Origin of the sequence: Microcella sp. (assembly GCF_033763155.1) — a bacterium.
In the GTDB taxonomy this organism is placed as follows: domain Bacteria; phylum Actinomycetota; class Actinomycetes; order Actinomycetales; family Microbacteriaceae; genus Microcella.
Window position 1 is genome coordinate 1 of sequence record NZ_JANRKZ010000056.1, and the last position, 12311, is coordinate 12311.

General features: G+C 66.3%; 16 protein-coding genes and 1 pseudogene. 5 read left to right on the plus strand and 12 right to left on the minus strand.

Going from position 1 to position 12311, the window contains the following annotated elements:
- Window positions 1-375, minus strand: a 375-nt coding sequence (locus SFU54_RS02305) for a hypothetical protein (RefSeq protein ID WP_319014702.1), incomplete at its 3' end; no start/stop codon positions are given.
- A 408-nt stretch (window positions 376-783) separates the two neighbouring features.
- On the opposite strand from SFU54_RS02305, the gene SFU54_RS02310 reads away from it, so the two are divergent.
- The gene (locus SFU54_RS02310; protein ID WP_319014703.1) at window positions 784-942 is read left to right on the plus strand and encodes a hypothetical protein; all 159 of its coding nucleotides are present in this window, start codon (window positions 784-786) and stop codon (window positions 940-942) included.
- Window positions 943-982: 40 nt separating this feature from the next.
- On the opposite strand, the gene SFU54_RS02315 is transcribed toward SFU54_RS02310, so the two are convergent.
- The 4 genes from SFU54_RS02315 to SFU54_RS02330 all read right to left on the minus strand — a co-directional run bounded on the left by SFU54_RS02315 (window position 983) and on the right by SFU54_RS02330 (window position 3943).
- Window positions 983-1654, minus strand: a complete 672-nt coding sequence (locus SFU54_RS02315) for a hypothetical protein (RefSeq protein WP_319014704.1) — start codon at window positions 1652-1654, stop codon at window positions 983-985.
- Between the two features lie 76 nt (window positions 1655-1730).
- The gene (locus SFU54_RS02320) at window positions 1731-2300 is read right to left on the minus strand and encodes a hypothetical protein (RefSeq protein ID WP_319014705.1); all 570 of its coding nucleotides are present in this window, start codon (window positions 2298-2300) and stop codon (window positions 1731-1733) included.
- 174 nt (window positions 2301-2474) lie between these two features.
- Complete coding sequence (fgd, locus tag SFU54_RS02325; RefSeq protein ID WP_319014706.1) at window positions 2475-3500, minus strand: glucose-6-phosphate dehydrogenase (coenzyme-F420); 1026 nt, start codon at window positions 3498-3500, stop codon at window positions 2475-2477.
- A 35-nt stretch (window positions 3501-3535) separates the two neighbouring features.
- A complete protein-coding gene (locus SFU54_RS02330) occupies window positions 3536-3943 on the minus strand; it encodes a DUF4259 domain-containing protein (protein WP_319014707.1) in 408 nt (135 codons plus the stop codon).
- A gap of 112 nt (window positions 3944-4055) precedes the next feature.
- On the opposite strand from SFU54_RS02330, the gene SFU54_RS02335 reads away from it, so the two are divergent.
- Window positions 4056-4727: a GAP family protein gene (locus SFU54_RS02335; RefSeq protein WP_319014708.1), complete on the plus strand. Its 672-nt coding sequence runs from the start codon at window positions 4056-4058 to the stop codon at window positions 4725-4727.
- Between the two features lie 25 nt (window positions 4728-4752).
- Here SFU54_RS02335 and coaD read toward each other — a convergent pair whose 3' ends face one another.
- Genes coaD through SFU54_RS02350 form a run of 3 tightly spaced genes read right to left on the minus strand, consistent with a single transcriptional unit; the run spans window position 4753 to window position 8196 of the window.
- A complete protein-coding gene (gene coaD, locus SFU54_RS02340) occupies window positions 4753-5244 on the minus strand; it encodes a pantetheine-phosphate adenylyltransferase (protein WP_319014709.1) in 492 nt (163 codons plus the stop codon).
- 23 nt (window positions 5245-5267) lie between these two features.
- Window positions 5268-5966, minus strand: a complete 699-nt coding sequence (locus tag SFU54_RS02345; protein ID WP_319014710.1) for an endonuclease/exonuclease/phosphatase family protein — start codon at window positions 5964-5966, stop codon at window positions 5268-5270.
- Window positions 5967-6012: 46 nt separating this feature from the next.
- A complete protein-coding gene (locus SFU54_RS02350) occupies window positions 6013-8196 on the minus strand; it encodes an ATP-dependent DNA helicase RecG (RefSeq protein ID WP_319014711.1) in 2184 nt (727 codons plus the stop codon).
- A gap of 54 nt (window positions 8197-8250) precedes the next feature.
- Between SFU54_RS02350 and SFU54_RS02355 the strand changes: the two genes are divergently transcribed.
- Window positions 8251-8859 (plus strand): RsmD family RNA methyltransferase, encoded by a 609-nt coding sequence (locus SFU54_RS02355; RefSeq protein ID WP_319014712.1) that lies wholly within the window; start codon window positions 8251-8253, stop codon window positions 8857-8859.
- On the opposite strand, the gene SFU54_RS02360 is transcribed toward SFU54_RS02355, so the two are convergent.
- The 3 genes from SFU54_RS02360 to SFU54_RS02370 all read right to left on the minus strand — a co-directional run bounded on the left by SFU54_RS02360 (window position 8832) and on the right by SFU54_RS02370 (window position 10680).
- Complete coding sequence (locus tag SFU54_RS02360; protein ID WP_319014713.1) at window positions 8832-10025, minus strand: YncE family protein; 1194 nt, start codon at window positions 10023-10025, stop codon at window positions 8832-8834. The two genes, SFU54_RS02355 and SFU54_RS02360, sit on opposite strands and share 28 nt — an antisense overlap.
- 152 nt (window positions 10026-10177) lie before the next feature.
- The gene (locus SFU54_RS02365) at window positions 10178-10435 is read right to left on the minus strand and encodes a type II toxin-antitoxin system RelE/ParE family toxin (protein WP_319014714.1); all 258 of its coding nucleotides are present in this window, start codon (window positions 10433-10435) and stop codon (window positions 10178-10180) included.
- Window positions 10432-10680: a type II toxin-antitoxin system Phd/YefM family antitoxin gene (locus SFU54_RS02370; RefSeq protein ID WP_319014715.1), complete on the minus strand. Its 249-nt coding sequence runs from the start codon at window positions 10678-10680 to the stop codon at window positions 10432-10434. The genes SFU54_RS02365 and SFU54_RS02370 overlap by 4 nt, the downstream gene beginning before the upstream one ends.
- 129 nt (window positions 10681-10809) lie before the next feature.
- Between SFU54_RS02370 and SFU54_RS02375 the strand changes: the two genes are divergently transcribed.
- Entirely contained in the window at window positions 10810-11556 is a 747-nt protein-coding gene (locus SFU54_RS02375; RefSeq protein ID WP_319014716.1) for a hypothetical protein, read from the plus strand.
- A gap of 86 nt (window positions 11557-11642) precedes the next feature.
- Window positions 11643-12101 carry an RNA polymerase sigma factor gene (locus SFU54_RS02380; protein WP_319014717.1) on the plus strand — a complete coding sequence of 153 codons (459 nt, stop codon included), beginning with the start codon at window positions 11643-11645 and terminating at the stop codon, window positions 12099-12101.
- Between the two features lie 6 nt (window positions 12102-12107).
- Here SFU54_RS02380 and SFU54_RS02385 read toward each other — a convergent pair.
- A pseudogene (locus SFU54_RS02385) lies at window positions 12108-12311 on the minus strand (hypothetical protein); the annotation flags it as partial.

Consider the following 12311-nt stretch of genomic DNA (forward strand, 5'->3'; position numbering starts at 1 on the left):
CCAGCTCAGCACGATCGCTGAGATCACCACGCTGATGGTGCCCACAATGAGGCCTACACCTCCGGTCGTCATCGCGAGAATCTGCGACACGATCGACACCCCTCGAACGATCGTGACAATCAACCGTGACACGCGATTGCCGGCGAGCAACCCGCCCGAGACGACCAACACGATCACGCCCGAGACGATGATCGCAATGGCCGTGATGAGCCCGCCGGGGATGGGGTTGGCGAGCAAGGCCGCGCTCGTGGCCAGCACGAGAATCATCGACCCACCGACAATGTCGAAGATGCCGCCGATATAGGCGAGGACGCTGATGACCGTCACCCCGGCGGGGCGGCGAGGGTCACGAGAAGACTGAGTCGGCTGCGTCATGGGGTCACTGTAACGAAAAGGTGACAAAGCCGACACGCCCGGGATGACGGCTTGCATCCCACGCCGGGTCGCCACTAAGTTCGTCGAGCGCCACATGACGAAAGGAGGCCGACCGTGTTGATTCGATTCGCTCTGGGAATGATTCCCACCACCGCCGGCCTCGTCGGCGATCTCACCGCCTGATCACGTTTCTGCGCTTCGCGTAGCGCGCTGATCCCTCCGGCGGCCGCGGCCCCGCACTGCGTGCTTCTGCACCCTGGGCCCACGAACACCATGCCTTCGGGCACCGTGAGCAGCCGCGCGCCCGCTGCCCTCTCCGCCGCCACGAGCGGCACCACCCGTCACGGCTGACCCTCGGCGCACCCGCGTGAGAGGCAACCGTGACACCCGCAGTGAGGAACCATTGTCATGACCACCATCACGGCACCCGTGGCCTTGACCACGCCCGACCATCCACCCCAACCCGCGCGCGCTGACGACGAGCGCCGGGTTCGTGCGGCTCTCGAGACCGAGCGCCGCGAACGCGCCATGCAGCGGTCAGCCCTGTTGATGCTGCCGCCGCGATGACGATCGAACGGATGCCCCGCTCACCCCGGGCGTCTGGGAGCTACCGCCCCCAGGCGCTCGGCGGTGCCGTCACCACGGGTACGGGGTCATACGACCAGTGCGCCCCTTGGTTGTACATGCCCGTCGCCCAGCCGGAGAACCAAATCGCGCGCTCGACCTCGTCGGTGGGCGCCGACGCGCGGAGCGTCGCCACGATCTCGCTGTAGCGCGGCAGGGTGTTGAGGGCTTCGGCGGCGTTGGCCGCAGCATCCACGAGGTCGACATAGCGACCGGTGCCGCCCCCGCCGCCCGAGCCCCAGCCGTTGTTGAGGGGGTTGTTGCGCAAGTACCACGAGTCGACGTAGTTCTCTTGGCGCATCCAGCGCGTCATGACGGTCACGTTGCTCTCGGTGATCGGAAACTCGCCCAACAGCAACACCAGCTTGGCCCAGTCATAGTTGGTGCCACTCGCGATGAGCGTTTCGGGTCCGGGTGACGCGCTGAAGTTGTGACGCACGGCAGGAGGAACTGCCTCAACAGACGACACGGCCGCGAGCGTCTGCGCATTCTCATCGATGTATGCGGCGAAAACCTCGGTCTGTGTCGGGGTCGAGAACCCGAGCGTGGCCATGATGACGAGGCCGGCGATCATCGATACGAAGACGGTGCGAACGGTCGACCAGGCGTGCCGACGGTAGGCCGGGCGCGGTGAGACATGGCGATGCTTGGGCATGAGTGTGAGACCCCCTGGTACGTCTCGGCAGCCGTTGTGCGGGCCAAGACCGTCTTCCAGGCTACCAGGGCTCGTGCTAGACGCCTGGGATGGCCCCGCTTCGGGGTGGCGGCGGAGCGTCGGGCGCCGCGTCGGCCGCCGCGTGGCGTCGCAAAAGCCCCATCAGGCTTAGGGCGTTGATGACCCGCTGCGCCGTCGCCACATCGACCTTTGCCTTGGCAGCGAGCTTCTCGATGACCATGAAGGCCGCCGCGCTCGTCTTGACGACGCGTCGCTCGTCGTCCGTCATCGGCAACATCGAAAAGTCGGGCCAGCGATACAAGCGGTAGCGATCACCCGAGCGCAACCACGAGGCACGGCCGCCGTCGAACGCGCGCGTGCCGATGAGCCACAGCAGCGGCTCGAGCGCCGCACCGGCGAACGCCGGGGGGTGGTCGACGAAGTCGTCACCGGCGAACGCGGGCTCGGCATCCCGAATCGCACGCGTGCCAATGAGCACGGTCTCGGGGTTGTCAGGAAACGCGCTGAGCGGCGAACTCCATTGGTACACATAGCCGCGCATGTCGATGAGCATGGGGTCGAACCCGGTCGGCTGTAGCGACACGATCATGGGCGTGGGCATGCGCCGCACGGCGTGCACGGCCATCGCCGCGCCCGTCCACCCCGGCGGTGCCGGTGGCGGGGCTGAGGGTGGCGGCGCTGCCACAACGGTTGACTCGTGTTCTTGTCGGTCGGCCATGGGCCACCACCCCCGTTGACTGAGGGCTCTGACACTACGGGCGGCACGTTCCGGTGCCGTTGCCCCTGTGTTCCGCTCGTGTTACGCGAGCGCCCGCAATCGCGGCGCAAGGTCACGCTCGAAGAGCTCGAGAAAGCGACGCTGGTCGTGACCGGGCGCGTGGAACACGAGGTGGTTCATGCCGTAGTCGACGTACTTCGCCACCTCGGCCACCACAGCGTCTGGATCGTTGCCGACGATCCAGCGCTTCGCGATCTGCTCGATCGGCAGGGCATCCGCCGCCTTCTCCATCTCGATGGGGTCGGTGATGTCGTGCTTTTGCTCTTTGCTGAGCGAGAGCGGCGACCAGAAGCGCGTGTTGTCGAGGGCCACGTCGAGATCGGTGTCGTACGAGATCTTGATCTCGATCATTCGATCGATGTCGTCGAACGACCGTTCGGCCTTCTCGGCACCCTCTTTGACCGCGGGGATGAGCTCGTCGACATAGAGCTCGACGCCCTTGCCCGAGGTGCAGATGAACCCGTCGCCTGCGCGGCCGGCGTAGCGGGCGACAAACGGGCCCCCCGCCGCGATGTAGACCGGAATCGGCAGTTCGGGCCGGTCGTAAATCGAGGCGTCGTGCGTCGAGTAGTACTCGCCGCGAAAGTTCACGCGGTCTTCCGTCCAGAGCTGCCGCATGAGGTCGACGCTCTCTCGCAAGCGAGCAAATCGCTCCTTAAACTCGGGCCACTCTTGCTCACCGGCACCCGCGAAGCCCGTGGCGATCTCGTTAAGGGCTTCGCCCGTTCCGACGCCGAGGAAGATACGGCCCGGGTACATCACGCCCATCGAGGCGAAGGCCTGCGCCAGCACGGCCGGGTTGTACCGGAACGTCGGCGTCATGACCGAGGTGCCGATACGGATGCTCGACGTACGCTCGCCGACGGCCGCCATCCACGTCAACGAGAACGGAGCGTGCCCGCCCGTGTGTCGCCACGGTTGAAAGTGGTCGCTCACCGCGACGCTCTGCATGCCGTGGGCTTCGGCAGCGACAGCAATCTCGACGAGCTCGCGCGGGTCGAACTGCTCAGCCGAAGCCTTGTAGCCGAGGGTCAAGGGTCGCGTCATGGCGATGCTCCAGTTCACGTGAGGGCAGTAGGGGGTTATTCGGTGATCGCCGCGCGAAGCTGCTCGATCGAGGCACGAGAGGCGTCACGCCACTCGGCGAGCTCCTCGTCACCCGCCTCTTCCCACAGCTCGTAGAGCTCCGAGGCGTCAGGGCGCACCGCGCGCTCGGCCGTGGTCAGAATGAGTTCGTAGGCGGCGTCGTCGAGTTGGGTCGAGAGCAGGCGAACGTCAACCTCGTCGAGAGCGGCATCGGGGTCGACGATGCCGAGCGTCGCGAGGGCCACCTCGACGAGTGCGAGAGCAACCGCCCCCTCGGGTGCCTCAAGGTAGTCAGCCGCGACGGCGGCGCGCAGGTCATCCAGCTCGAACGTGCCCTCGACGAGTTCGGCGACCGCATCGAGTGCGTCATCGTTCTCGAACGCTCCACTGCCCCATGCACCCATGTCGTCAGCCTAACCACTGGTGTGTGAGCCCAGACGGGTGTTCACTGTGGAGTGCCTGCGCATCGGCGCATTCCGGTACCCCACCCCTCCGACGACACAGAGACGAGGCCTCATGCTCGACGCTCTCGCCGAATCGCTGCCCCTCGCGGTAGCGCTCGCGCTCAGCCCGCTCGCGATCGCCTCGGTCGTGCTCATGCTGCTCTCGGCCCGCCCCCGCGCGGCGAGCGTGGCCTTCTTCGTAGGGTTCATCGTGGCGATCGTGCTCGCCACCGCCGCCGGCTACCTCGTGGCGAGCGTGCTGCCCCACCAGGGCGAGACGTCGATTTCGGCGCCCTACCTGCTCATCGTGCTCGGCGTGGTGGCCGTCGTGCTTGCTGCACGTCAGTGGCGCGGGCGCCCGAAAAAGGGAGACGATCTCGAACTGCCCGGCTGGATGGCCAAGGTCGACGGCATCACCACGACGTCAGCACTCGTCTTGGGCGCCTTCTTCGGCGGCATCAAGCCCAAGAACTTACTGCTCAGCATTGGGCTGGGCGTGAGCCTTGAAGCGCTCGCGCTCTCGAACGGCGAAGCCGCGATCGTCATTGTCATCGTGGCGTTCGTCGCCTCGATTCCGATTCTTGTGCCGGTAATCATCGCGTTCGTCGCGCTCGACCGACTGTCGGGCACGCTCGACCGAATGCGCGCCTGGATGGTTCAGCACAATGCCGCGATGGTCGGTACGATTCTGCTCATCGTGGGCGTGCTGCTCATCAGCAAGGGCGTGAGCACGCTCGTCGGCTAGGGATGCCCGCGGAGGGCATCCCTCGTCAATCGGTCTTCTGGCTCACCAAGAACTCGGCGACCGCACGCGGCACGTACGGGGCAACGTCGCCGCCGAGCGCGGAGACCTGCCGCACGAGCGAGCTCGACACATGGGCGTGTGCCGGGTCGGGAAGCATGAAGATGGTCTCGACGCCGGCGAGGTTGCGGTTGACGATCGCCATCGGGGTTTCGTAGGCGACGTCGACCTGGCTGCGCACTCCCTTGACGAGAACACTGGCACCCACGTCGGTGCAGTAGTCGACGAGAAGGCCGACGCTCCAGCTCGTGACGATGATGCTCGAGGGCAGGGCGCGATCGGCCACCGCTTGTTCGATGAGCGCGACGCGCTGAGCGATGGGCAAGAGTGCCTGTTTCGCCGGGTTGTGCACGACAACAACGTGCACTTCGTCAAAAATGCCCGATGCCCGCTCGATGACGTCGAGATGGCCCAGCGTGACGGGGTCGAACGACCCAGGAACAACGGCGATGGTGCTCATGCGCACAGCCTAGCGAGCGCGCGTTACCGGGGCGTTTCGGCATTCACCACCGGTTTGTCATACTTCGCCGTCACCAAGATCGGCAGGTGGTCAGACTGGCCCTGCGGCAGCGTCGTCACCTTCGTGATGTCGAGACCGATCGAGGTGGCGAAGTCGAAGTGCCCGCGAAAGAACTTGTAGCGCGTATAGGTGCGCGCATCGCTCAGGGTCACTTCGTGTCCCGTCTCTTGCACGCTCGTCGAGAGGTGGTCTTTGAAGACGGGGTAATTGAAGTCGCCGACCATGAGCGTCGGCAGGGTAGAGCCAAAACTGTCGAGGGCCTCGTGGGCCGCACGAATCTGGGTGCGCCGCAGCGAATTGAGCGCCGTCAACGGAGCCGCGTGAAAGCACCCGATCACGAGCTCGCGGTCGTGCTCGCGGTCAATAAGGTGCGTGCCGAGCAGTCGCTCGTGCGCGGGCTTGGCGATGATGTCGTGCAGCGAGCGCTTGAGGGCGAAGGCCTTGGTGCTCAACGCCTCAAAGCGCTCGCGGTTATAGAAGATAGCGAGGCCCAGCCGGTTGAGCTTGGTCGCGTCGGCGAGATGCAGGGGCCCCAGCTCGCGCGGCAGATCGTCGGTGTCGACCTCTTGCAGGCACAGCAGGTTGGGCGTGTGGGTGTCGACGAGCTGTTCGAGCTCACCGCGTGCCGCGTGCTTGCGCAGGTTGTACGAGATGACTCTCATGCGACCATCCTCCCCCGGCGCCGGGGTCGCCGACGAATCGGGCGCGCTAGTTCTTCGCCAAGAACTCGCGGTCGGTCTCGTCGAGCCGGCGGGCCAGGGCGGCCTTGAGCGACGGATGCTCGCTCAACGTCGCATCATGCTCGAGCACCTCAGCCGCGGCCTCGCGGGCCTGCAGAATGAGGTCACCGTCGGTGGCAACGCGCAGCAGCCGCAAGCTCGACCGCCCGCCGCTCTGGTTGGCGCCGAGCACGTCTCCCTCGCGCCGCAGCTCGAGGTCGATCTGCGCGAGCTCGAAACCGTCGAGCGTTGCGGCCACCGCCTCGACCCGCTCGCGCGCGAGGCTGCCCTGCTGCGCGGCGGTCACGAACAAACACAGTCCGGGCACGCCGCCGCGCCCTACGCGGCCGCGCAACTGGTGCAACTGGCTGACGCCAAAGCGGTCGGCGTCGGCCACGACCATCGTCGAGGCGTTGGGCACGTCGACGCCGACCTCGATGACCGTCGTCGCGACGAGCACGTCGATCTCGCCGCGCGCGAAGGCCTGCATCGTCGCGTCTTTCTCGTCGGTCGACATGCGGCCGTGCAGCGGCTCAACTCGGCGCCCCGCGAGCGCGGGGTGCGATCGCAGCAGGGGCGTCAGCTCGGCGACGGTCGCGGGCGGGCGGGCCACGGCATCCGTGTCGTCAGCAGAACCATCGGCCGGATCATCGGCCAACGCATCGGGGTCGTCTTCGGGGGTGGCCGCGTCGATCGCCGGCACGACGACGAAACCCTGGCGGCCTTGCTCGAGTTCTTCGCCCAAGCGCGCCCACACGCGGTTCCACCAGCCGGGCTTGTCGGCGAGCGGCACGACGTGGCTGACGATCGGAATGCGTCCCGCCGGAAGCGTCGCGATCGTCGACACATCGAGGTCACCAAACACCGTCATCGCAACCGTGCGCGGAATCGGCGTCGCCGTGAGCACCAGCACGTGCGGCGGCAGGGAGCCCTTGCGGCGCAGGCTCTCGCGCTGCTCGACCCCGAATCGATGTTGCTCGTCAACCACCACGAGCCCCAGGTCGGCAAACTGCACCTGATCACCCAAGAGTGCGTGGGTGCCAATGACGATGCGGGATGCTCCGCTTGCGATCGCCAACAAGGCCTTGCGGCGCTCAGCCATCGGCAGTTGCCCGGTGAGCAGAACCGGTCGCATTCGCGCCGCGCGGTCAGGGCCCAGAGTCTGCACGATCGAACGCAGATGCTGCGCGGCAAGCACCTCGGTGGGAGCGAGCAAGGCGCTCTGCCCGCCACTCTCGGCCACTGTGAGCATGGCGCGCACCGCGACGAGAGTCTTACCCGAGCCGACCTCGCCCTGCACGAGTCGGTTCATCGGCACTGTGGCCGCGAGGTCGCGCGTGATCTCGTCGCCCACGAGTCGCTGATCGTCGGTGAGGGCGAACGGCAGGGCGGCGTCGAAGCCCGCGAGCTCGGGGCCCGGAATGCGTGGCGTCGCGGGTTGCTCACGCAACGCGGCGCGACGCTGCAGCAGTGCCGCTTGCAGCAAGAACGCCTCGTGAAAGCGCAGGGTGTCGCGCGCCCGACGCCACTGCGCATCATTCTCCGGGCGGTGGATGAGCTGATAGGCCTGGCCGAGGTCCAGCAGTTCGCGGTCGACGCGCACGCTAGCGGGCACCGGGTCATCGATCGACGGCAACGTGTCGAGCACGACGCCGAGCGCCTTGGCGATCTGCCAACTCGCCACGGTCGACGTCGCCGGGTAGATCGGAATGGGCATCATCGCCCACTTCTTCGCCTCGGGCCCCGCGTCGCGTTCGTCACCCGCCTCGAAGAGTTCGTAGTCGGGGTGGGCCAGTTGCCGCGTGCCGCGATAGTCGCCCACCTTGCCGGCGAAGATGCCGCGAACGCCGGGCTTCAAATCGTTCTTGCGCCAGGCCTGGTTGAAGAACGTGAGCACCAAGATGCCCTTGCCGTCGGTGATGCGCACCTCGAGAATCGAGCCCTTGCGCTGCCGCATCGTGCGCTCGACGACTTCGATGACTTCGGCCACGATCGTCACGTTCTCGTCGATCGCGAGATCGCTCAGGGCGGTGAGCTCGCCACGGCGGGCGTAGCGCCGGGGATAGTGGGTGAGCAGGTCACCGACGGTGAGCATCCCGAACGCCTTCTTCAGTGAGTTCGCGCTGCGATCGCCCAGCGCGCTGCTGAGCTTGGCATCGAGCGCGTTGGTCACGGGGTCAACGGTACCCGCGCGGCCCGACCGTCTCTCGCGACTAGCGTTAGAGCCGTGACACGCATCATCGCCGGGTTCGCAGGCTCGCTGACACTCAAGGTGCCCTCGGCCGGCACGCGGCCCACGAGCGACCGCGTGCGCGAGGCGATGTTCAGTGCGCTCGAGGCCCGCGACGCGATTGACGGCATGCGCGTGCTCGACCTCTACGCCGGTTCGGGAGCCCTCGCACTCGAAGCCATCAGCCGCGGCGCCGCGTCGGCCGTGCTCGTCGAGAAGTCGTACGCGGCCGTTCAGGTGTGCAAGGCCAACGCTGCGCTTGTCGCCGCCCGCGCAGGGCGGGCGAATCAAGAAGCACCGGCGGGTCGGGCGGCGAGGGGCGCGCGCCCGAGCATCCAGGTCATCGGAAAGCCCGCGACCTCGTACCTCTCGTCGGCGCTCGACGAGTTCGACCTCGTGTTCATCGACCCGCCCTACGAAGTGGGAGGGCTCGAGCTTGACCACGTGCTCGAGGGCCTCGTGCCGCGATTGGCGACGGATGCTGTGGTCGCGCTCGAGCGCTCGTCACGCTCCCCCGCTCCGGTCTGGCCTGCGGGGCTCGAGCTCGACAAAGTCTCGCGCTACGGCGAGACCGCGGTCTACTGGTTGGAGCGCACGGCCGAGTAACGTCGCCGCACGGCGAGGGCGATGCCACCCAGGCTCAGCAACAGGGCGGCGAGCAGTGCCGCGAAGCCGGTGACGGCAGAGTTGGTTCCCGTCGCTGCGAGCTCGGGCGCCGCCGCGCAGTCGAGGTCGAACGTCTGGGCGTTGCCGTCACGGCCCGTGACATAGGCCTCGCAGGCGGAATAGACCATCACGTGTTGAGTGAGGTCAACGTCGTCAAACGAGTGGGTGGCGATCAGCGCCAGAGTCTGTGCGTCGTACTCGGTCACGACACCCGGGCTGGAGGCATCCTGATCAGTCAGAAACACTGACTGACCATTGGGAGACACCGTGCAGAAGGTGCCCGACGTGGGATCAGCGGGCGAGCGCGGCGTCGATGGGTTGGTCGCGAGCACATCACCGGTTTCGAGTGAGACACTGCGGAACGACAGGCTCTCCCAATCGGCCTGATAGATGGTCGAGCCGTCGGGCGACACACACGAGCCCGGCAGATAGCCGAGCGCGGGAGGAACAAACTCATCGTCAACTGTCAAGGTCGTGAGGTCGACGACAATGATCGACCCATCGTCGTACACCACAAACGCCTTCGAACCGTCGGGCGAGACGACAACACTCCACGCATCCTCGGTCGCACTCGTGCCTGCCCCGCTGAGATCCAGACTGTCGATCACCGCGTTGGTGCCGATGTCAATGACGTACAGGATCTCCGTGTTGTAGTCGTGCATCAAAAGCTGATCGCCTGCACGGTTAAGGGCCAACGCCCACGGCCCCGAGAACGCGGGATCAGTGATTTCACCCGTGATTGCTCCGGTGGTGATGTCGACGATCGCAACGGTGAACCGCGAGTAGTTGGCGACATACGCGGTCAACCCGTCGGGGGTGATCGCGATCTGCCCGGGACCTTCGAGGAGGCTCGTCGGATCAGCAGCGGTGCTGATGCTGTTGGTTGCCGTATCGATGATGAGAATCTTCGATTCGTCGTAGCTCGACATGACAATCTTCGAGCCGTCGGGAGTCGCCGCCCAGTAATCGATGTCGTCGATCGTGAAGGTGATGGTTTCGGTGCCGGGAGCAGCAGCGATGGCCGGAGCGGCAACAACCACCGTGGTCGCGAGCGCGATAGCCGACGCAACCAGCGCGCTACGGCGAGCAAGGGGCAGGAAAGGCATTGGGGTGCTCCGGGTCTCGTCGAAAAACTGCTTCTGAGCCTAGTTCACCTGAGAGTTCTGCGCGAACGTCGCGCCGCGATCGCGGCACACGCTTGGCGTCGGGCCAGCGGACGAACACTTAACCGGCAAGCCATCTGGGCGCTCGGGCCCGATCACCGGTCGTACACGTCGCGACGGTGCCCCAGCGTCACGACGACGATCAGCAGCACGCCGTCGTCGATCGTGTAGATGACGCGGTAGTCGCCGACGCGCACGCGCCAGGCAGGCCGCCCGCGAAGAGGCTTCGCGGCCGGCGGCCACGGGTCGTCACTGAGGAGCGCGATTGCCCCACGAATGCGGTCACGATCTCGGTGATCGATGTTCTTGAGGGCTCGAACCGCCGCAGGCCGCAGCTCGATGCGATAGCTCACGCCCAGCCCAGGTCGGCCTTGACTTGGGCCCAGGGGATGTTCGGCCCCTCTTCTTCCATCGCCTCGTCGAATGCCGCCGCGTCGTCGGCCTCTTCAAGCGCGTCGAGCATGCGCTCGTACTGCTCAGGGCTGATCACCACCGCGGCGCGCTGACCTCGGCGCTCGATAAACACAGCCTCCGTCTGCGAGCGATCGATGACCTCGGAGAACTGCTTTCGGGCGTCGGCGACGCTGAGGGGGTTCACGTGCATATTGTACATCGAAGGCCATTAGGTGTACATCTCTGCGCGTGGCGACACCACCGCCATGGAAACAACGAGTATCGAGACCACCAGCACCCTGCCTCGACTTAACGTGGGAGTGTCACGTTTCGGGTGCTCACCGTCATGAATAGACAGAAGCCCGAATTGAAGGAGTGGTCACTCATGGTCTCCGAACAAGAGTTGGACGATCGCTTGGCCAGCGCCAAGCAAGGCGATCTGTCGGCATCCGACGCGTTTTTCGACGCCGTGCTCGCGGAAGCATCGCAGGACCGACCGTCGTCTCGCGCTCCTCGAAAGGCAGTCGTCGTCGCGATCGTCGGCGCTCTCGTGGTAGGTGGCGCGGCCCTCCCCGCCGCAGCCGCAGGACTGCAAACCTTCTTGGCTGAGGCCGACTTCTTCCCCGAAACGGGAGGGGAAGTGCTTCCCGACTCAGAGTGGGTCGACACGTCGGCCCCCGACTTCCCCGATTACCTGAGAGCCACGTTCTGGAGCGACGCGACACTGCCCCCCGGAATGAGCCATGACAAAGTCATCGACTGGATCATCGCCCAGAACACCGCGAACCCCAGCCTGACTCAGGAAGTCGGGTTCCGCAGAACCTACGAGATGATCGCCCACTGCGGCTGGATGTCAGAGTGGCTTCGGACAACGCGAGACGGCGATGCCGAGGCCGCTAGCGTGGCCGCAGCAGAGCTCCAGGCCGCCACAGAATGGCGAGCACTCGTCGCGACGGACGGCGGGGGCATCATGGACATGTACCGAGGCGTCGCGGAGGCGGCAGCCGCCGGAGACAGCAGCGCTGTCGCGGGGAGTCCCCTCCATCGCGACTGCCAGGCCGTCGGGGAGGACTTCCGGTGAGTCGGCCAGTGGCCGAAGAGCCTCAACCGACAGCCCAACCTGGAACCGTCGACAGTGCAGGCCTCAGCCGAGTTCTGCACGAACTCATGCCGGAGTTGCTTCGCTACTTCGGGCGCCGCGTGCCCAATGCGGAAGACGCTGCCGACTGCCTCGGCGAAACCATGACCGTGCTGTGGCGACGACGCACAGCGGTGCCGCTCGAACGAGAGCCAGCCCGGCGGTATGCCTACGGTGTTGCCGCGAACGTGCTGCGTGAATCACGCCGAGGCCGAGCACGGCAGTTCGCTCTGACCGAGCGCCTTATCGCCGACTACGACATCACTCGGGACGGTGTCGTCGAAGGACAAGAAGACAGCGACCTGACTCGTGCACTGAGCGCCATGCGACCGCTCGATCGTGAACTCGTGCTCCTCGTCGCATGGGAAGGGTTCGGCGTGGGCGAAGCCGGAGCGATTCTGGGGCTCAGCGATCAGGCTTCCCGTGCGCGGTACTCCCGAGCGCGCGCACGCCTTCGTCGCACGCTCGCAAGTTCAAGCGACGACTGACGCGGCTTAACCAGCCTGCCCGCTCCACTCGGCGAACGGGTCCCACCCGCCGCGCTCGTCGAAGACGCGGCCGTCGACGAGCAACGCGGGCCCGTGACGGTCGGCCGCGACGACCCGGCCGACGACGCGAAAGCCGCCGGGAAGAGCATCCACGGGCGGCGCCACATCGGGCGGGAAGGTCGCCAGCAGCGAGTGGTCTTCTCCCCCGGT

Bases quoted from the DNA above. Each gene is read 5' to 3' on its own strand.
- SFU54_RS02310 (WP_319014703.1), top strand. From the start codon at position 784: ATGACCACCATCACGGCACCCGTGGCCTTGACCACGCCCGACCATCCA.
- SFU54_RS02315 (WP_319014704.1), bottom strand. From the start codon at position 1,654: ATGCCCAAGCATCGCCATGTCTCACCGCGCCCGGCCTACCGTCGGCAC.
- SFU54_RS02320 (WP_319014705.1), bottom strand. From the start codon at position 2,300: ATGGCCGTGCACGCCGTGCGGCGCATGCCCACGCCCATGATCGTGTCG.
- fgd (WP_319014706.1), bottom strand. From the start codon at position 3,500: ATGACGCGACCCTTGACCCTCGGCTACAAGGCTTCGGCTGAGCAGTTC.
- SFU54_RS02330 (WP_319014707.1), bottom strand. From the start codon at position 3,943: ATGGGTGCATGGGGCAGTGGAGCGTTCGAGAACGATGACGCACTCGAT.
- SFU54_RS02335 (WP_319014708.1), top strand. From the start codon at position 4,056: ATGCTCGACGCTCTCGCCGAATCGCTGCCCCTCGCGGTAGCGCTCGCG.
- coaD (WP_319014709.1), bottom strand. From the start codon at position 5,244: ATGAGCACCATCGCCGTTGTTCCTGGGTCGTTCGACCCCGTCACGCTG.
- SFU54_RS02345 (WP_319014710.1), bottom strand. From the start codon at position 5,966: ATGAGAGTCATCTCGTACAACCTGCGCAAGCACGCGGCACGCGGTGAG.
- SFU54_RS02360 (WP_319014713.1), bottom strand. From the start codon at position 10,025: ATGCCTTTCCTGCCCCTTGCTCGCCGTAGCGCGCTGGTTGCGTCGGCT.
- SFU54_RS02380 (WP_319014717.1), top strand. From the start codon at position 11,643: ATGCCGGAGTTGCTTCGCTACTTCGGGCGCCGCGTGCCCAATGCGGAA.